This window comes from Bartonella sp. OC68QHHN (assembly GCF_042193875.1).
Lineage (GTDB): Bacteria > Pseudomonadota > Alphaproteobacteria > Rhizobiales > Rhizobiaceae > Bartonella > Bartonella grahamii_A.
On sequence record NZ_JBHIME010000075.1, the window covers coordinates 40,418 to 59,559 of the forward strand.

The following is a 19,142-nucleotide window of genomic DNA, read 5'->3' on the forward strand; positions in this document are numbered from 1 at the left end:
AAAGAAAAATTCTGTCTCCGGTATTCTCGTTCAACAGAGAAAAATGGAAAAATAAGCTATCATTATAAATCAATTTCTTACACTTGATTATTCTCCAAAAGATTCAGAAATACACTTTTATTCAACCGTGACTGATTTTGCTAAATTACGGGGTTGATCGACATCTGTTCCTAATAAAACAGCCGTATGATAAGCAATTAACTGAACGGGGAGTGCATAAATAATAGGAGCAATAAATTCTGAAACATCTGGCAAAGTGATCGTTGATAACGTCTTAAGACAAGCTACCTCTGCCCCTTTTTTATCGGTTATTAAAATAATACGACCATTACGGGCTACCACTTCTTGCATATTAGAAAAAGTTTTTTCAAACCACCGATCATAAGGTGCAACAACAATAATGGGTATTGTCTCATCCACCAGAGCAATTGGTCCATGCTTCAACTCACCCGCCGCATAACCTTCAGCATGAATATAAGAAAGCTCTTTCAATTTAAGGGCTCCCTCCAAAGCAATCGGATAAGAAGTTCCACGTCCCAGATAAAGAACACTTTTTGCATTCACCAAATCACGACAAATACATTCAATTTTGCTCTCTAATTTTAAAACCTCATTTAAAATACGTGGAACTTCTGCCAACTGTTGAACCAATTGCTGTTCCATTTGAGCCGAGAGATAGCCACGTTGTTTAGCAGCAGTAAGTGCTAATGAAGCAAGCGTTGCCAATTGACAGGTAAAAGCTTTTGTTGAAGCAACACCAATTTCCGGTCCGGCAAGTGTTGGAAGAATAAAATCAGCCTCCCTCGCCATTGTTGATTGCTCTACATTCACAATTGTTGCTGTTTTTACACCCCGCTCACGACAATAACGCAAAGAAGCCAATGTATCAGCTGTCTCACCAGATTGAGAAACAAACAGCGATAACACATCAGACGTTATAGGAGGTTCACGATAACGAAACTCCGAAGCAACATCATTATCAACACTTAAAGCGGCAAATTTCTCAAACCAATAGCGCGCAACTAAGGTTGAATAATAAGCCGTTCCACAACTCGCAAAAAGGAGACGATGAATATTTTTCCAATCAATCAAATTCTCAAGGGGTCGAACGGCATAATTTCCAAGATCAAGATAATGCGCCAAATTATGAGAAATCACTTCAGGTTGTTCAAACATTTCCTTATGCATAAAATGACGATGATTACCCTTAGAAATCAATAAAGCCTCTTCAAGTAATGTTGTCACAGGACGTTTTACCGGTTGATTATATACATCATAAATTGTGACGCCTTCCCGTGTGAGAACAGCCCAATCCCCATCTTCCATATAGCTAATATGATCAACGAATGGTGCCAAAGCAATCGCATCTGACCCCACAAAAAATTCATCTTTTCCATAACCAATTGCCAGAGGTGGACCAGAACGAGCCGCAATCATAAGGTTATCTTCACCTTCGAAAATAAGAGCAATAGAAAAAGCCCCCTGCAGCCTTTTCCAACTGGTACGTATAGCTTCTTTCGGAGAAAGACCATCTTTTAATGCACGCGTTATTAAATGTGCAATAACTTCCGTATCCGTCTCTGTTTCAAAGATATAACCATCCTCTATGAGTTCCTTTTGCAATTCTACAAAATTTTCAATAATACCATTATGAACAATCGCAAGCTTTTCAGTCACATGGGGATGTGCATTGCGTTCAACAGCAATTCCATGCGTAGCCCAACGGGTATGACCAATCCCTAAACTTCCCTCCAGAGGTGTTTTTTTTAATTTTTCTTCTAAATGAACAAGCTTCCCCTCAGCACGTACACGATAAAGATGCCCATTATGGACTGTTGCCACCCCAGATGAATCATACCCTCTATATTCAAGACGTTTTAAACCATCAACCAAAGAGGACGTAACACACCTCTTTCCAAGAATTCCAATAATTCCACACATTAAAAAGCTCCAACCCACATCTTAAGATTTAAATTTTATAAAACAATCCAACAGCCTTTATTTAAAACTATAAATAATAAAATAATTCAAACATGGAGTACGGCAATCTTCTAAGAATAAACATCCTATCCATCGTTAGATTAACACGAAACAAAGGAATAGACTGAAAATAATCATTTTTTCTGTTTGTTTTCTAACAAGCGCTCTCGAAATTTTGTCGCATAGCCCTCTTTTATAACCTGTCGTGCACGCCCAAAAGCCATACTGTTTATAGGAATATTTTCAGTAATAACACTTCCTGAAGCAACATAAGAGCCATCCCCTATTACCAATGGGGAAACAAGTGCCGTATTAGACCCAACAAAAGCATGATCACCAATCATGGTTTTGTATTTGTGAAAACCATCATAATTGCAAGTAATGGTACCAGCTCCAATATTGCTATATGCACCAATTTCTGCATCGCCAATATAACTCAAATGATTAATCTTAGTAGATTCTCCCACTTTTGCTTGTTTAATTTCGCAAAAATTTCCAATCTTTACGGACTTCGCCAACTCTGTTCCAGGACGCAAACGTGCATAGGGACCAATCTGTGCATCCCTACCAACCACAGCACCTTCGAGATAACTAAATGCATGAATAACAGCACCAGATTGTACTTTCACACTTAATCCAAAATAAACATTTGGTTCTATCACCACCCCTGGTTCAATTTCTGTATCATACGAAAAATAGAGAGTTTCTGGTTTTAAGAGTGTAACACCCGATAACATTAAATCGCGCGCTTTACGTTTTTGCCATAAAGAATCAGCCTCAGAAAGCTCAAAACCGTTGTTAATTCCTACAATATCTTCAAAAGGAACTTCAACAACACGCACATCTAATCCTTCGCGTGTTGCAAGAGAAGCAATATCTGTTAAGTAATATTCTTTTTTCACATTGTTATTACCCACCTTCTCTAAAAGAGAAAGTGCATGTTTTCCACGCATAGCAAGTATTCCACCGTTACAAAAAGAAATCTTTTTTTCTTCATCGCTAGCGTCTTTTTCTTCTACAATTGCGATCAATTGACCATTTTTCTCGAGAAGACGCCCATAACCTGTTGGATCTTGGGTATAAAAACCTGCAAAAACAACATCTGCTCCATCAGCAAGCTGTGCACGCATTTGGTGTAATGAATCTTGCTGAATGAGAGGCGTATCCCCAAAAACAATGAGAACATCATCCACTTCCTTTTGCAAAACTGAACGAGCAGACAAAACAGCATGAGCTGTTCCTAAACGCTCTTTTTGTTCAAAAATCATCACATCTTTTATAAATGACTGAACAACGTGCGTAACCTCCTTAGCACCAAATCCCACAACAACTGCTAATTGTGAAGAGCCTGCCAATTCTATTTGTTTTAGAACATGGCATATAAGAGGCAATCCAGCAATTTTATGAAGTACCTTAGGCAGAGACGATTTCATGCGCGTCCCCTCACCTGCGGCAAGAACAATAGAAAGACAACTTCTAACCATAAAAACACATAAGACTAACGAGAAAATCCAAAAAAATTCATAATATCGTGCCAACGAATATCTTCAATATAACTTAACGAAGGATAATGTTCTAAAAGCCAAAATGAGAGATCCTGCATAGAGCCTGTTAAAAACAAAATCCCTGTAAGAATAAGAAAAACACCAATAATTTTTTTAACTTTTCCTAAATGAATACGAAAAGCTCCTAAAAATCGCATAAAACTGCTCGAAAATACAGCTGCCAACATAAAAGGAATAGCAAGACCTAATGCATAAACCGCTAATAGAACAGCTCCCTCTCCCACAGTTTCTTTTGTTCCAGCAAGCGTTATAATAGGACCTAAAATGGGGCCAATACACGGTGTCCAACCAAAGGCAAAAGCTAAACCAATAATATACGCGCCTAAAGGACCAGAAGGTGTTTTTTTGGTCTGAAAACGCGCTTCACGAAATAAAAAAGCGATCTTGAAAATTCCCAAAAAATTTAAACCAAAAATAATAATGACAATTCCAGCAGCAAGGGCAAACAAATCACGATAATAACCGATGAATTTGCCAATTGTGCTAGCACTGGCACCTAAAGCAACAAAAACAGTCGTAAACCCAAGAACAAAAGCAATAACAGACGACAATAAAGCCCATCGTATAAAGACTTTCTCATCACGATTTTCTGAACGAAAATCATCAATACCAATACCTGCCATATAGCACAAATAAGGAGGAACTAAAGGCAAAACACAGGGCGACAAAAAAGAGAGTGCCCCAGCAAAAAACACACCAACTGTTGAAATTTCAATCAAAACTCATACCCCGTCTCTCATCATAGTTTACCCCCATGAACAACGATCAATCCACATCTTCATCAATTCGTTGCATATTTTGTTCATTCGCCACCACACTTATATCTTCATCATGACCAGAAACGACTGAAAAAACTTTTTGATAAATTTTATCTTTATTTTTAGCAATTGCAATGTACTCTCCCTCCGCTAACACGAGTGAAACATAAGCACCAACTGTTTCATAAACGATATCACCAGAATCATTGGCAAGAGACCAACTTGTATCTGCAAGCGCTTCCCCTCCTTCTTGTCGTACCAGTTTTAAGACAATCTGAGCGGCCTGATGCTCAAGGGTAACTTCTGTTATTTTACCAGCATCCACTTGAATATCCGAACGAGCCGTCGCATTAATAGAACCATAATGGGAAGCAACATGGTAGCGGCCAGCTTTTAAACGCACAACTGATTGGGGTTTAATATTTGATAAAATCACCCCCGTATCATCATTTTCTTTTTCATCCTCATAAATGGTAAAACGTAATTCCTTTTCATTCATTAACCCATTGAGCAGTGTTGCATTTAAAATGACACCACCAGCTTCAAGATTAAAGTTTTTCACAAGACTCTGTCCATTTTCTAGGCGAATATGGCGCACAGCACTCATATGACCAAATGAGACATGAATAAGATAACTTCCTGGTTCGAGATCAAAACGTGCACTTCCCCCCTTATAGATTGCGACTAATGGTAATTTATTATCAATCCCTAGAATAGGGGCATAAACCCGCCAGACAAGCCCTTTTTCAATATCCGGATGACTATTTGTTAATCGAGCATTCAAAATAAGTTGTGTTTGAGATGCTAAATTTTCTTTTTCCTGCTCTTGAGACTTTACAATAAAACTCCTTGATTGTCCCCGCTGCTGATCTTGCCCTTCTCCTTCTTCAGAAAAAGCACAGTGGCTCCAAGTCAATAAAGTAAGCACCACGCACAACCATACACATCGGTGCACTATTTTTATAAGAATACCCATTTTTACATTGTTGACCAACATGATATTTTTTTCAAGAAACAATATCACAAAGCCATCATTTTAAATTGAAAAACTCACACCACAACCACATGATGAAACAGCATTGGGATTGTGGATTTGAAAAGACTGCCCCATAAGATCATCAACAAAATCAATCTCAGCTCCTTCCATGAAAGGGAGTGATAGGAAATCAATAAACACAACTGCCCCATCTTTTTTGAGAACGAGGTCATCTTCACACATTTCAGAAACCAAGTCATATTTATAAGAAAAACCAGAACACCCACCACCTTCAACAGAAATACGTAATGCTATTTTATCGGGTTCACGCAAAAGTATCTGTGCAATTTTTTTGGCAGCAGCATCTGAAATTTTCACATTCATTTTATATATCCTTGCATTAAACCATGAAGAAAGAGTATTCCACACTCAAAGAGAAGTTTATTTGTCATAAACTATTCTCAATTTTAAGATGATAATGGACAGCTTGCAATGGATATAGGCAATATCAACTTCAATTACCAATCTCGAGCAGTGTACAGTGCTCATCCACAAACAAGCCGTGGTAGATTATTCCATGAAACGATGAGCACCACACGCTCACCTTTTCAACGAGATAGAGATCGTATCATCCATTCTAATGCATTTCGACGTCTTAAACATAAAACGCAAGTGTTTATTGCTGATGAAAGCGATCATTATCGTACTCGCCTAACCCATTCCATAGAGGTTTCTCAAATTGCAAGAACATTAGCCCGTGCCCTGTGTCTTGATGAAGACCTTGCCGAAGCCATTGCCCTTGTTCACGACTTTGGACACACGCCCTTTGGCCATGCTGGAGAAGATGCTCTTAATGAAGCCATGATACATTATGGCGGCTTTGATCATAATGCACAAGCATTACGCATTGTCACAAAACTAGAACAGCGCTATGCAAATTTTGATGGACTTAACCTTACATGGGAAACCCTCGAAGGACTTGTAAAGCATAATGGTCCCCTTTTAGGTCCTCACGCGAAAAATAAGGAGGTTCCTATCGATATTTTACAATACAATGCAAAGCAAGACCTTGCACTCGATTGTTTTGCAGGACTAGAAGCGCAATGTGCTGCTATTGCAGATGATATCGCATACAATGCGCATGATATTGATGATGGTCTACGTTCACAATTTTTAACACTCGATCAATTTGAACATGTTTCACTAACAGCAGCAATATTAAAAGATATAACAGATGAGCATCCCCACCTCGACCACGCGCGTCGCGGTTACACACTTGTACGAAGACAAATAACAACCATGGTTGAAGATGTCATCAAACAATCACAAGAAAATTTAGCACGCCTCAAACCAACAAGCATAAACGATATTCACCAAGCAAAACAGACCATTATCAACTTTTCACCGACAATGGCCGTTTATGAAAAAGAACTAAAAAACTTTTTATTTAAAAATCTTTACTACCATGAACAAGTTCTTAATCGTCGCAATGCAGCAAAATGCATTGTACAAAAATTATTCAATTGTTATTATGAAAATCCAAATACAATGCCTGAAAGTTGGCAGAGCAAAACAGTGCACTTAAAAAAACAAGAGTTAGCACGTTTGATTGCTGACTTCCTTTCAGGCATGACGGATCACTACGCTCTACGTGAATATCACCGTTTATTTGACCATACAGATAATTTCGTTTAATGGCTTTTGGCATCATCATGGAAGCTAAATATGAATATCTTTAAAAACTTCGAAAAAAAAATTAAGAGATCAATTGAATTATCTGATATAAAAGGAAAAAATGGAGAAGATCTAGATTTATCAAAAATCACTGTTGATCCTCCGCGTGATTCCTCCCATGGACATTTATCAACCAATGCTGCTATGGTGCTTGCAAAATCTATTGGCATCAATCCACGTGCACTTGCAGATAAAATCATAGAACTTCTTAAAAATGATTCCTCTATCGAAAATATAGATGTTGCGGGTCCTGGTTTTATAAACATAAAGCTTACAAAATTATTTTGGCAAGATGCTATAAAATCCATGCTTGAATTAGGCTCTTCTTATGGTCGTATCCCAATGGGACAAGGAAAACGCATCAATGTTGAATATGTCTCAGCAAATCCGACAGGGCCAATGCATGTAGGACACTGCCGTGGAGCGGTTGTTGGGGATGTTCTCTCCAATTTGCTGCAATTCACGGGCTATAACATTACGAAAGAATATTATATCAATGATGCCGGTCAACAAATCGAAGTCCTCGCCCACTCTGTACTATTGCGCTATCGTGAGGCTCTTGGGCAAGAAATTAATGAAATTCCAGAAGGACTCTATCCTGGAGAATACTTGATACCATTGGGTCAATCGCTTGCTCAAGAGTTTGGGGACCAACTCCTCACGATGGATAAAGATGAAGCCTTATCTCTTGTGAAAGAACGTGCAATTCATGCAATGATGTCTATGATTCGCAAAGATTTGGCTGCTCTTAATATTTATCATGATATCTTTTTTTCTGAGCGAATGCTTTATGCAGATAATGCACGCGCCATTCGTAACACCATCAACGACCTCACTTTAAATGGTTATATCTACAAAGGAAAACTTCCCCCTCCCAAGGGACAAAATACAGAAGACTGGGAACCAAGCGAACAAACTTTGTTCCGTTCAACAAATGTCGGTGATGACCAAGACCGTGTTTTAATCAAATCTGACGGTTCTTACACTTATTTTGCGGCTGATGTTGCTTATTTTCGGGATAAATTTAATCGTCATTTTGATGAAATGATCTATATTCTAGGCGCAGACCATGCTGGCTATGTAAAGCGGCTAGAGGCAATGGCAAAAGCAATTTCTGGGGATAAAGCTAAATTAAGCGTCTTCTTGTGTCAATTGGTAAAACTTTTTCGCAACGGTCATCCTGTACGGATGTCAAAAAGAGCAGGATCTTTTGTCACTCTACGGGATGTTGTCGAAGAGGTCGGGCGTGACCCTGTGCGTTTTATGATGCTATACCGTAAGTGTGAAGCACCTCTTGATTTTGATTTTGCAAAAGTAACAGAACAATCAAAAGATAACCCCATCTTTTACGTACAATATGCAAGTGCACGTTGTCACTCAGTCTTTCGTCAAGCACAAGAAGTACTTCATATTAAAAGCTTTTCAAATGATACATTAACCGCCCATCTTCATCGATTAACAGATGACCATGAAATATTGTTAATACGCAAGCTTTCTGAATATCCACGTATCATTGAACAGGCCGTAGTTCATAAAGAACCGCATCGATTAGCGTTTTATCTTTATGACCTTGCCTCCAGCTTTCACACCCATTGGAATAAAGGGAGTGAAAGTCTCAATTTACGCTTTATTCAACCTGATGATAAAGAGTTATCCTTTGCAAGATTGGGGTTGATACAAGCTGTTATCAATATTTTATCATCAGGACTTACCATCATAGGAGTCGAAGCACCAATAGAAATGCGTTGAAAAAGTTCTATAAATACATACAATAGGTACTCTATTGATAAACTTTTTCATGTATCCTTGCATGAGAGGGGGAAAATTTATAGTTTTAATATAACAAATCAAAATCAACCATTGATTGCACGCAGATGCAAATCACCATGTGAGAAAAGCTATGAGCGATAACGATCGCAAGAATCTATACGAAACGACACACGATCATGAACACCATGATCCTGTGGAAAGGCTTACGCGCATTTTTAATCCGCACAAACAAAGCGGAAACCAAAATGAGCAATCTTCTTTACAGACAGATCGACCAACATCTCACCCCGAAACATCATCCCATGATGATGATTTTGATTTATCCTTTCTAGAAGAGGAACTTGAAAATAATTTAACACATGACTTACCGTTTGATGATCAAAAAAAACAATGGGACTTGCATGCAACCAGCAACGCAACAGCCTCAGATATTGCACAAGCTGCTTCTTTCAACCATTCAAAACAAAATAATTTATCTGAAGAGAAATATTCTTCACCTAGCAGTCATGATGAAGAACAAATTTTAGATGCGCTTTCTCCATTACCAATCCCAAAGAATCAATCACCTCAACAGAAAACAACAGCAACCAGTGCTAATCCTTTTCTTGAGAAAAGTAACCTTATTTCACAATCAGAATCAAAAAATTTCTTTTTTGATAAATCTGAAAAGCACGAAAATAAGAGAGATATTCCAGAATCTTTTGAACAAACCAATCGTTTTTCACAAATAAATTCACAACAGCCTAAAACTGCAGATATACAACAAACTTATGATGACCATCAAAACCTCTACGACACTCCCATAAACCATCCCTATAAAATTTCAGCTGATCACGAAAATTGGATTAAAAAAGATTATCCTGATGTCTCCTCTTCTACAGAGGAAAACGAATTTTTCTCATCTTCTAACCTTGTGTCAGAAAGACAAAACACTGCAAGAAATCAAACAAAAAGTACCTTCTCCTCACCTTTAGATTCTCCACTAGTTGATAAACAATCTTATTTAAAGGGGGCTTCACAAGAAGATCATACAACCAATTATCCCCATTTTTTTGAAGAAAATCTCTCACAAGAAGAAACTTATAGCGAAAAAGTTCCAAGACATAATGAGGCTCAAGCCCAATACATCAATAACACCGAAGGTGTCTCTAACCCAAATAGAGAAATTTCACATAATGAAAATAATTCAGATGAGTTTCTTTCCTCATCAGCCTCTTTGAATACAAAACAAACGGATGGCTTTTTTACCCATAACTACACGCACAGAGATACTCCCCCTCCCAATGTTGATACTTATAAATTTTCAGAGGAAATCGTAGAAAAAACTGGCCCTATTATGGTTCCAAAAGTCCCGTATGAAGCGCCAGAATATGATGTGCCAACTAGTGGTGGTTTAGAAGAAGAATTTGCTGATGTACTCAATGTAGGAAATGTCCCAACGGATAATTTTTCTCAAAAACAACAGAAAAATGAGGTTTTTAGTGAAATTTTTCATCAGTCTATGCAAAATTCAAAAGAAGGTGTTTATATAAACTCTAAAGAACAAAATTCTGACTATTTTTCTTCTGCCAATATGGAATATAATTTTCCTTCTTTTAGCAAGAATTCATCATCCACAAGCTCAGATGAGGTTCCCACGCATCCATCAGCTCCTCCTCCCTTAAAAAGTTTTATTTTTGGTAAAACTTTCATTAAAGGTATTTTTATACTTATTTTAATAGGAATTGGGTTTGCTGGTTATTCTCACTTTTTTATGCCATCGCAAAAAAATGAAGAAACGGTCATTATCCACGCTGATAATACGCCTTTTAAATTCAAATCAGAAACAACTGAAACGAAAAATGATGTTGCACATAATTTAGATATTTATAAACAAACAATTGAACAAAATGAGAAACAAGAAAATACACAACAATTTCTTATTGATAACTCTGAACAACCTAAAAATTTAAAAGAATTAAATCCTGAAGAATCTTCAAACGTTTCATTTTCTTCTTTAAATGAATCTGATGTTGAAGATGCCGTCACAGAAGCCATAAATCATACTATTCCCACGCAAGAAGTACAAACTGTTATTGTAAATCAAGATGGTACAGTTACACTAGCTCCCGTGCATCAAACAAAGAGTAAAACTGCTGCTCAATCTGAAGAAAGCATTGATCAAACTCCTAATGAACTTCAAGATTCGTCCTTTGTTTCGTCGCATGATTCTGATATAAACGATCCAGAAATAGACCATGATCTCAAAAATAATATTGATAAAATAATCGCAGAAAATACTTCTAGCTCAAATATTGAAGAAAAATTTATCCCTATTCCTTCTTATGCAGAAAGAAATACACGAATTGAAACACCCGCCGCGTCTCGCCTCACATCACCAAACAGAGTCGCAGCGCAAAATTCAGAAAGTTATTACGTACAACTTGCATCTCAACCAACCCATGATCTAGCTAGAAGTTCTTTAAAAAATATGAAATCTAAATTTGGATTCCTTATCGGTGCCCGTTCTTTAAATATTCAATCTGCTTTTATACCAGGAAAAGGTACTTATTACCGTGTTCGGATTCAAACGCAAAACCGTAATGAAGCCATAAATCTTTGTGAAGCTATAAAGAATTCTGGAGGAAGTTGCTTCATCACACGCTAAACCAATAATGCAACAGTTATTAAAACCGTCGCATTATTTATTTCCATACCATTTAATTACTTATCAAAAACTTCAGAGCTTAAAATCATCTAATCTTTTTTATGTCTTTGTGCTGACTTTATTCTTTAATCTACGTCGATTTTCACCCTATCTAAAAGATTAGATTTATAAAAAAATCACTACGTAGCCTTATAGGTATAAGGTACAGAAGGGAGCGAATTTAAATCTTTTTTAGGCGTTGTTACGCTTTGGTTTGTTTCTGGAGTATTATAACGCGAACTATGTTCAGGAGATTTTGCAAAAAAAGATCCTAAAAAACCAAAAATAAACCAGATAATAACGACCGCAAGAAGAATAGCAAAAATGCCCTTAGCAATTGAAACACGTTGTTCACGATCTCTTCTTTCTGCGGCCATACGTTCTTCATATGTGTGATAATTTTTATCAATCATAGTGGATTCCTTTTCTCAATTCCCTTACCTTTAAATTTCTAGAAAATATGCATATATGAAATTATTCAGATACTTATTTTGAGAAAACGATAATTATAGAAAAAAGTTCCAGCGTACTTCATAAAGTTGAGAAAAAGAGGCGAGAATAGAATTAAAACATCTACCATAGCCTTTGAATTCTATAATAAGCCCCTTTGTGTTCTATAATAAAACATTGACACAAAGGTTTTGTTAATAATAGAGTTGTGATTAAAATATCTCATTATTTTTATTAATAAAAATGAAACATACTCAAAAGGTTTTTTTATGAAATCTCCCATATCATCGCTTCCCTTTAAAATAGAAAAACACCCATCTCCTCTGTCAGAAGAAAAATGTGAAGAAATTTTAAAAAGACCCGGTTTTGGTCAATTTTTTACAGACCACATGTGTACTATTCAATGGACTGAAGACAAAGGCTGGCATAATGCCATCATTTCTCAATACAAAGCTTTAGAAATTAACCCTGCAAGTACCGTTTTACATTACGGACAGGAAATTTTTGAGGGTTTAAAAGCATATCGTGCAAAAGATGGGCGCATCTTGCTCTTCCGTCCTGATGCCAATGCACAACGCTTTATAGAATCAGCACAACGTTTAGCTATGCCAGAATTGCCAAAAGATATTTTTCTGGATGCCGTTCATCAATTAGTAAAAATTGATCAAAAATGGGTTTCTGATCATCCTAATGCGAGTCTCTACATACGTCCATTTATGTTTGGTAATGAAAATTTTTTGGGAGTTCGCCCTTCTGAAGAATATATTTTCTGCATCATCGCTTCACCTGTTGAATCATATTTCAAAGGAGAAGAAAAATCTGTCAGCGTCTGGATTGAAACAGATTATAGCCGTGCTGGACCAGGGGGCACAGGCGCTGCAAAATGTGGCGGTAACTATGCAGCAAGCTTATTGGCACAAAAATGTGCAACGCAAAATAATTGTAGCCAAGTACTCTTCCTTGATATGGTTGAACATAAATGGATTGAGGAACTTGGTGGTATGAATGTCTGCTTTATTATGGCAGATAATACACTTATAACCCCTGCACTTAACGGCACTATTCTTCCAGGGATAACCCGTGATTCAATCTTAAGGTTAGCTCAACAAATGGGATTAAAAATAAAAGAGCGCCCTTATTCTTTTGAATCGCTCAAGGAAGATGCAAGAAGTGGTCACCTTAGGGAAGTCTTTGCTTGTGGTACGGCCGCTGTTATCACATCAATCGGTCGTTTCAAATACAAAGATGGCGAATTTATTATCGGAAATGAAACAGTTGGAGAAATCACGAAACAACTTCGCACACAGCTCGTTGATCTTCAAAAAGGCAATAAAGAAGACACCCACGGCTGGGTGCATTCTGTTCAGCTCTCATAATAATAAGGTATTCTCATATCTATAAACGCTTCCATGAAAGGAGATTCATGGAAGCGTATTTCCTAAAAAACTCCCTCTATTTTCAGTGACAAAAAAAACATTAATCAAATTTCGAATGATCTCTATGCTGTGCTTTAATATTACGGACTGTACCCGTATGGGAGCGCATTACGAGAGTTTCCGTTTGAATGTAACGAGATGTAAATTTAACACCAGAAAGCATATTGCCATCTGTCACCCCTGTTGCTGAAAACAAAACATCACCCTTTACCATTTCTTCCATTGTATAAGCTTTATTGGGATCACTAATCCCCATTTTATCTGCACGAGCAATTTTCTCTTCTGTATCAAGCAGCAAACGACCTTGCATCTGTCCTCCAATGCAGCGCAAAGCAGCAGAAGCTAAAACACCTTCAGGTGCTCCACCAATCCCCATATAGATATCAATACCTGTTTCTTCTGGATCAGTTGTGTCAATAACAGCAGCAACATCTCCATCCCCTATCAAGCGAATCGACGCCCCTGTCGCTCGTACTTCATTAACCAATTTTTCATGACGAGGTCTATCCATAATACAAACAACAATCTGACTAACAGCCACTCCTTTAGCCTTCGCAAGAGCATGGATATTATCGGTAGGACAAGCATCTATATCTACTACTCCCTTTGGATAACCAGGACCAATAGCAATTTTTTTCATATAAACATCAGGAGCGTAAAGGAGATTACCCTTTTCAGCAATTGCAACTACTGCCAAAGAATTGGCAATATTTTTAGCACAAAGTGTTGTTCCCTCTAGTGGATCAAGTGCAATATCGATCGCCAATCCACTTTGAAGACCTACTTTTTCTCCAATATAAAGCATAGGCGCTTCATCCCGCTCACCTTCACCAATCACCACTGTACCATCAATAGGCAATCGATTAAGTTCCTGTCGCATTGCATCTACAGCAGCCTGATCCGCAGCTTTTTCATCGCCACGTCCGCGCCAGCGTGCAGCAGCAACAGCAGCACGTTCAGTAACACGTACCAATTCAAGCGTTAAAATACGATCAAGTCCATTTAAAATCTTCTGAGTTGTGGGCATATGAAAGAATCCTACCTAATGAATACCAGAAAAAATATAAGCCCTTAATTAAATACTAAGAATAAAGTTTTTGACAAAGATGAAAATTTTCCACAAAAGATAAAAAACTCAAGCTTACCTTTTTGTCATTATCAATGATAAGTTAACAATTCTCTGCCATAGATTCAATACGAATAAATTGAGATTTTGCAACAAGATGTCCATCTTTTTCAATTTCTGCAAGTGCCTGTCGTACATTCGACTCTGTTGTTTCATGCGTAATTAAAATAATTGTTTTTTCAATTTGATCTTCTACAAAAGATCTTTGAACAATCGATTCCAATGAAATGTGATTATCAGCCATATGCCTTGCTACCGCGGCAAAAACACCAGTACGATCATGAACATTTAAACGAATAAAATAACCACCTGCATGATGCGAAATACGTGCTTTTTTATGAGGAGAAAGTTCTAATGCTGGACGTCTTAAAACAGGTGCATACTGAAAACCAGAACGCGCTTTTGCTATATCAGCCAAATCACCAATAACGGCTGATGCTGTTGCCATTCCTCCGGCGCCAGGACCAGAAAACAGTAATTCACCTAATAAATCACTTTGAATAGAAAGAGCATTGGTTACGCCATTTATCTGTGCAATCATTGAGGACGTTGGTACCATTGTTGGATGAACGCGTTGCTCTATTCCAGAATCCGTTTTTAATGCAACCCCTAAAAGCTTAATCCGATATCCCAACTCATCAGCTGCTCGAATATCAATTTGCGAAATATTACGAATTCCTTCAACATAAACATCATCTAACGAAACAGCTGTTCCAAATGCCAAGCTTGTCAACAAAGCTAATTTATGAGCAGTATCATTTCCCTCAATATCAAAAGTTGGATCTGCTTCAGCATACCCCAGTCTCTGTGCATCTGCTAAACAATCTTTAAATGAAAGACCTTCCGTAAACATGCGTGTTAATATATAATTACAGGTTCCATTGAGAATACCATAAATTCGCGATATGTAATTACTGACAAGTGATTCTCTCATCGCTTTGATGACAGGAATTCCCCCTGCAACAGCGGCTTCAAAATGAAGAAAAACACCTTTTTTTTCTGCAATTATAGCCAGCTCTACTCCATGTCGAGCAAGAAGAGCTTTATTGGCTGTTACAACATGATGTCCTGCCTCAAGCGCTCTCTTAACAGCGGTATACACCACATCCAATTTACCACCAATTAACTCTACAAAAACATCAATCTCATCAGAAGCAGCCAACTCCACAGGTGAATCAAACCATTTTATATCACTGAGATCAATTCCACGATTACGGCTTTTATCGCGCGCACTAACAGCAACGACTTTGATGAATCGCCCACATTGACAAGCTAAACTATTCGCTTTTTCACATAGAGCTCGAACAACTGAAGTACCAACCGTACCAAGTCCCGCAATACCAACTTTTAAAGCTTCTGCCATTATTAACCACTGATCCCTATCTTCACTGAAAAATCGTTTAAATGATTTGCTACTCAACACAAAGAACACTTACATCCATAAGAACAAAAGAAATACCCCACTCTATTCACTTCATTTTCTCCAATAGAATTATCCTCGCTTGTTCAATCAACATTCCTAAAAATATAATATTTATTGTTTTCAAAGAGTTTAGAATCTTTATAAAAGATCTAATTCAGAATGAAAATCTGTAAAAATGATAAATACAAGTTGCCATAAAAAAGTTCTAAAAAGTAATCAATAAAAAGTTAAAGAATATTGAAAACTTGGTAAGAAATAATAAAAACATCTCTTCTAAATCAACAAGTATTGAACAAAAAACATTCTTTCATATGATAAATTAAGAGAAAGGATAAAATAAAGTAGATCAGTAAATAATACCACATTCCTTCCTACCATTCCATATCTTGAACTATAAATCTTTAATGAAAAAATCTTAACGTACCATCTATCAAAATAGAACCTTACATTAAAGTAAAAAACAAGACTTAATATGTGCACACCATAATTCTGAAATATTATAAATATGGACAATAAATTTGCAAAATTCGCATATTTTACCTCAACTTATTGCCACCCCTTCAAAAAACCAGAAAATTGAAATGACAAAAACCTCAATCTGCCCTTTACCCACGCTTATTCATTTTCAGATAAAGAACCTTCTCAATATGTGAGAGAAAAAATGAAGGTTTTTTAATATATTATATAAAAATTACTTTAATATTTTCTTTTTATCATACAGAAGCTTTTTATATTTTGTTAGACTGAAATTAATATATGTATTATGATTCATAAATTTTGTATTATTTGTTAATTTTATAATAAATATTTTCTTTATACTTCATAAATTATACAGTTTTTGCTTTATGATAAGCTCAAATGAGAAATCTTCTTTATAAAGGCTCTTCAAGAAAGTTAAATAATATTCTCATGTGCAAGCAAAGATAACAAACGATAAAATATGCAAAAAATAAATACATTTAAAATGCTTTTTTGATCATTTTTGCCTACTACTCAAACTGAAAAGAAACAATCCAAACAGGAATCGCTCAAAAATTATTCAATAAAACACACTTTTTTCAAAAAAAATGGCATAGAGGGCTTGCGAAGTAAAACGATCCTCTCTATAAGCCTCATCATTGGTTTGCGCCCATCGTCTAGCGGTTAGGACATCGCCCTTTCACGGCGGAAACAGGGGTTCGATTCCCCTTGGGCGTACCATTATCCTTTTCTCTATGTGTAATATATTCATTTTATTTGTGTTTTTAAAAATGAGGGATGCATAAATATAAAGCGAGGGAATAAGATTTTAAAAGGAATCTCTTCGTAAAAAGGATACAAGAATCATTAGGTGGTTAATTTCTTTATTGTATTTCGGGAATAGTGCTTTACTGCGTACAGTTAATAACAATAAAAATCGATAAAATATAAAAATTAGAGGGTCCTAGCTCGCGATACAGTAAATTTATAAGCCATATTCTTGCGTATGCTGTTCATTTTTAAATTAAAACCAACTACATCATTTATACGTTTCTTCCAACCTTCAAAACTGAAATTTACCCCAAACGCATTTTATATGAAGCATTTCTAATTATAGTGCCTTTGTATCACATTAAACTTTTCTATAGACAAATAGACCGTAATCTTAGTATTGAAATGGCGATATAAAAATAGATTCTTATTCACCTAACACAACAAATCAAGAAAATATAATTTAGAATACGATCAACTTATTAAATGGAATCTCTGATAACAAAAACGCTTAATCCCTGTTCCCCAGTGATCTAACTACCTTATCTATTAAACAGATTCTTCATCAATCATAGAATAATTATAAATTTGCAAACACATCACTTCTTTTCAAAAATTAAACCTCCCAACAAAATTTTACACTCTATTGATGATAGATTCTAAAAGCTCATATTTGAATGCTTTTTTCCCTTGTTTTTACTTTTCATTATAAACTTGAAAGTACTATAAAGTAATATCACTTAAAAGAAAAAGGACTTCTAATGGTAAAGATCAAAGTGGAAAACCCCGTTGTTGAACTTGATGGGGATGAGATGACCCGTATAATCTGGAAATATATCAAAGATAAATTAATTCATCCCTATCTCGACATTGATCTCAAATATTATGATCTTTCCGTCGAAAATCGTGATGCAACCAATGATCAGGTAACTATCGATTCTGCCAATGCTATCAAAAAATATGGAGTTGGTATAAAATGTGCAACCATCACACCTGATGAGGCACGCGTTAAAGAATTTAACCTAAAAAAAATGTGGAAATCACCTAATGGCACAATCCGCAATATTTTAGGAGGAGTCATTTTTCGCGAACCCATTATCTGTAAAAACGTCCCTCGCCTTGTTCCTAACTGGACAAAGCCAATTATTATCGGACGTCACGCTTTTGGTGATCAATACAAAGCAACAGATTTTAAATTTCCAGGAAAAGGGAAATTAAGTATTAAATTTGTAGGTGATGACAATCAAGTTATTGAACATGATGTTTTTGATGCCCCAAGCGCAGGGGTTGCTATGGCTATGTATAACCTTGATGAGTCAATTCGTGATTTTGCCCGCGCATCCTTTAATTATGGACTACAACGGAATGTTCCTGTTTATCTTTCAACAAAAAATACCATTCTAAAAACTTACGATGGTCGTTTTAAAGATATCTTTCAAGAAATATTCGATACGGAATTTAAAACTGAATTTGAAAACCGTAAATTATATTACGAACACCGTCTTATTGATGATATGGTTGCTTCTGCATTAAAGTGGTCAGGTGGATACGTATGGGCATGTAAAAACTATGATGGTGATGTTCAATCTGATATTGTTGCCCAAGGCTTCGGTTCTCTTGGTCTCATGACTTCTGTTCTCATGACACCTGACGGTAAAATTGTTGAAGCAGAGGCAGCACACGGCACCGTAACACGCCATTATCGTCAGCATCAAAAAAATGAAGAAACATCAACAAATTCTATTGCATCTATTTTCGCATGGACGCGTGGACTGGCACACCGTGCTAAACTAGATAATAATAAGAAATTAAAAAACTTTTCCACGACATTGGAAGAAGTTTGTATCAAAACCGTCGAAGAAGGTTTTATGACTAAAGATCTTGCACTTTTGATTGGTCCTAAACAAAAATGGCTTTCTACAACAGGTTTCCTCGATAAAATTGATGAGAATCTCAAAAAAGCAATGGGCAATTAAGTTATTACTTAAATTAAAATTCAAAGCTCTCA

The 19,142-nt window shown here is 36.5% G+C and carries 13 protein-coding genes and 1 tRNA gene; 6 read left to right on the forward strand and 8 right to left on the reverse strand.

Annotated features, from left to right (window positions below; translation table 11 throughout):
• Window positions 1-117: 117 nt before the first annotated feature.
• From glmS to ACFIJ0_RS07900, 5 genes are all read right to left on the reverse strand, one after another.
• The gene (gene glmS / locus ACFIJ0_RS07880) at window positions 118-1,941 is read right to left on the reverse strand and encodes a glutamine--fructose-6-phosphate transaminase (isomerizing) (RefSeq protein ID WP_375623973.1); all 1,824 of its coding nucleotides are present in this window, start codon (window positions 1,939-1,941) and stop codon (window positions 118-120) included.
• Window positions 1,942-2,114: 173 nt separating this feature from the next.
• Window positions 2,115-3,464, reverse strand: coding sequence for a bifunctional UDP-N-acetylglucosamine diphosphorylase/glucosamine-1-phosphate N-acetyltransferase GlmU (gene glmU / locus ACFIJ0_RS07885; protein ID WP_375623975.1), 1,350 nt, complete (start codon window positions 3,462-3,464; stop codon window positions 2,115-2,117).
• 14 nt (window positions 3,465-3,478) lie between these two features.
• The gene (locus ACFIJ0_RS07890) at window positions 3,479-4,264 is read right to left on the reverse strand and encodes a cytochrome c biogenesis CcdA family protein (RefSeq protein ID WP_375623977.1); all 786 of its coding nucleotides are present in this window, start codon (window positions 4,262-4,264) and stop codon (window positions 3,479-3,481) included.
• 46 nt (window positions 4,265-4,310) lie between these two features.
• Window positions 4,311-5,300, reverse strand: a complete 990-nt coding sequence (locus ACFIJ0_RS07895; protein ID WP_375644308.1) for a carboxypeptidase regulatory-like domain-containing protein — start codon at window positions 5,298-5,300, stop codon at window positions 4,311-4,313.
• Window positions 5,301-5,339: 39 nt separating this feature from the next.
• Window positions 5,340-5,663, reverse strand: a complete 324-nt coding sequence (locus ACFIJ0_RS07900) for a HesB/IscA family protein (RefSeq protein WP_375623978.1) — start codon at window positions 5,661-5,663, stop codon at window positions 5,340-5,342.
• A 108-nt stretch (window positions 5,664-5,771) separates the two neighbouring features.
• Between ACFIJ0_RS07900 and ACFIJ0_RS07905 the strand changes: the two genes are divergently transcribed.
• The 3 genes from ACFIJ0_RS07905 to ACFIJ0_RS07915 all read left to right on the forward strand — a co-directional run bounded on the left by ACFIJ0_RS07905 (window position 5,772) and on the right by ACFIJ0_RS07915 (window position 11,430).
• On the forward strand, window positions 5,772-6,974 hold the full coding sequence (locus tag ACFIJ0_RS07905) for a deoxyguanosinetriphosphate triphosphohydrolase (protein ID WP_375623980.1): 1,203 nt from the start codon (window positions 5,772-5,774) through the stop codon (window positions 6,972-6,974).
• 30 nt (window positions 6,975-7,004) lie between these two features.
• Window positions 7,005-8,762 (forward strand): arginine--tRNA ligase, encoded by a 1,758-nt coding sequence (gene argS, locus ACFIJ0_RS07910; RefSeq protein WP_375623982.1) that lies wholly within the window; start codon window positions 7,005-7,007, stop codon window positions 8,760-8,762.
• A 151-nt stretch (window positions 8,763-8,913) separates the two neighbouring features.
• Complete coding sequence (locus ACFIJ0_RS07915; protein ID WP_375644300.1) at window positions 8,914-11,430, forward strand: SPOR domain-containing protein; 2,517 nt, start codon at window positions 8,914-8,916, stop codon at window positions 11,428-11,430.
• Window positions 11,431-11,609: 179 nt separating this feature from the next.
• Here the strand turns inward: ACFIJ0_RS07915 and ACFIJ0_RS07920 are convergent, their stop codons facing one another.
• Window positions 11,610-11,882 (reverse strand): hypothetical protein, encoded by a 273-nt coding sequence (locus ACFIJ0_RS07920; protein ID WP_375623986.1) that lies wholly within the window; start codon window positions 11,880-11,882, stop codon window positions 11,610-11,612.
• Window positions 11,883-12,188: 306 nt separating this feature from the next.
• On the opposite strand from ACFIJ0_RS07920, the gene ACFIJ0_RS07925 reads away from it, so the two are divergent.
• Complete coding sequence (locus ACFIJ0_RS07925) at window positions 12,189-13,295, forward strand: branched-chain amino acid aminotransferase (protein WP_375623988.1); 1,107 nt, start codon at window positions 12,189-12,191, stop codon at window positions 13,293-13,295.
• Between the two features lie 100 nt (window positions 13,296-13,395).
• Here the strand turns inward: ACFIJ0_RS07925 and glpX are convergent, their stop codons facing one another.
• The gene (gene glpX, locus ACFIJ0_RS07930; RefSeq protein WP_375623990.1) at window positions 13,396-14,382 is read right to left on the reverse strand and encodes a class II fructose-bisphosphatase; all 987 of its coding nucleotides are present in this window, start codon (window positions 14,380-14,382) and stop codon (window positions 13,396-13,398) included.
• Between the two features lie 142 nt (window positions 14,383-14,524).
• The gene (locus ACFIJ0_RS07935; protein WP_375623992.1) at window positions 14,525-15,844 is read right to left on the reverse strand and encodes a homoserine dehydrogenase; all 1,320 of its coding nucleotides are present in this window, start codon (window positions 15,842-15,844) and stop codon (window positions 14,525-14,527) included.
• Between the two features lie 1,185 nt (window positions 15,845-17,029).
• Between ACFIJ0_RS07935 and ACFIJ0_RS07940 the strand changes: the two genes are divergently transcribed.
• Window positions 17,030-17,104: transfer RNA gene (locus tag ACFIJ0_RS07940), tRNA-Glu, on the forward strand.
• A gap of 791 nt (window positions 17,105-17,895) precedes the next feature.
• Window positions 17,896-19,110 carry an NADP-dependent isocitrate dehydrogenase gene (locus ACFIJ0_RS07945; RefSeq protein ID WP_375623994.1) on the forward strand — a complete coding sequence of 405 codons (1,215 nt, stop codon included), beginning with the start codon at window positions 17,896-17,898 and terminating at the stop codon, window positions 19,108-19,110.
• Window positions 19,111-19,142 lie beyond the last annotated feature (32 nt).

Coding starts and splice junctions, on each gene's coding strand:
- glmS (WP_375623973.1), bottom strand. CDS start 1,941: ATGTGTGGAATTATTGGAATTCTTGGAAAGAGGTGTGTTACGTCCTCT.
- glmU (WP_375623975.1), bottom strand. CDS start 3,464: ATGGTTAGAAGTTGTCTTTCTATTGTTCTTGCCGCAGGTGAGGGGACG.
- ACFIJ0_RS07895 (WP_375644308.1), bottom strand. CDS start 5,300: ATGTTGGTCAACAATGTAAAAATGGGTATTCTTATAAAAATAGTGCAC.
- ACFIJ0_RS07900 (WP_375623978.1), bottom strand. CDS start 5,663: ATGAATGTGAAAATTTCAGATGCTGCTGCCAAAAAAATTGCACAGATA.
- ACFIJ0_RS07905 (WP_375623980.1), top strand. CDS start 5,772: ATGGATATAGGCAATATCAACTTCAATTACCAATCTCGAGCAGTGTAC.
- argS (WP_375623982.1), top strand. CDS start 7,005: ATGAATATCTTTAAAAACTTCGAAAAAAAAATTAAGAGATCAATTGAA.
- ACFIJ0_RS07915 (WP_375644300.1), top strand. CDS start 8,914: ATGAGCGATAACGATCGCAAGAATCTATACGAAACGACACACGATCAT.
- ACFIJ0_RS07920 (WP_375623986.1), bottom strand. CDS start 11,882: ATGATTGATAAAAATTATCACACATATGAAGAACGTATGGCCGCAGAA.
- ACFIJ0_RS07925 (WP_375623988.1), top strand. CDS start 12,189: ATGAAATCTCCCATATCATCGCTTCCCTTTAAAATAGAAAAACACCCA.
- glpX (WP_375623990.1), bottom strand. CDS start 14,382: ATGCCCACAACTCAGAAGATTTTAAATGGACTTGATCGTATTTTAACG.
- ACFIJ0_RS07935 (WP_375623992.1), bottom strand. CDS start 15,844: ATGGCAGAAGCTTTAAAAGTTGGTATTGCGGGACTTGGTACGGTTGGT.
- ACFIJ0_RS07945 (WP_375623994.1), top strand. CDS start 17,896: ATGGTAAAGATCAAAGTGGAAAACCCCGTTGTTGAACTTGATGGGGAT.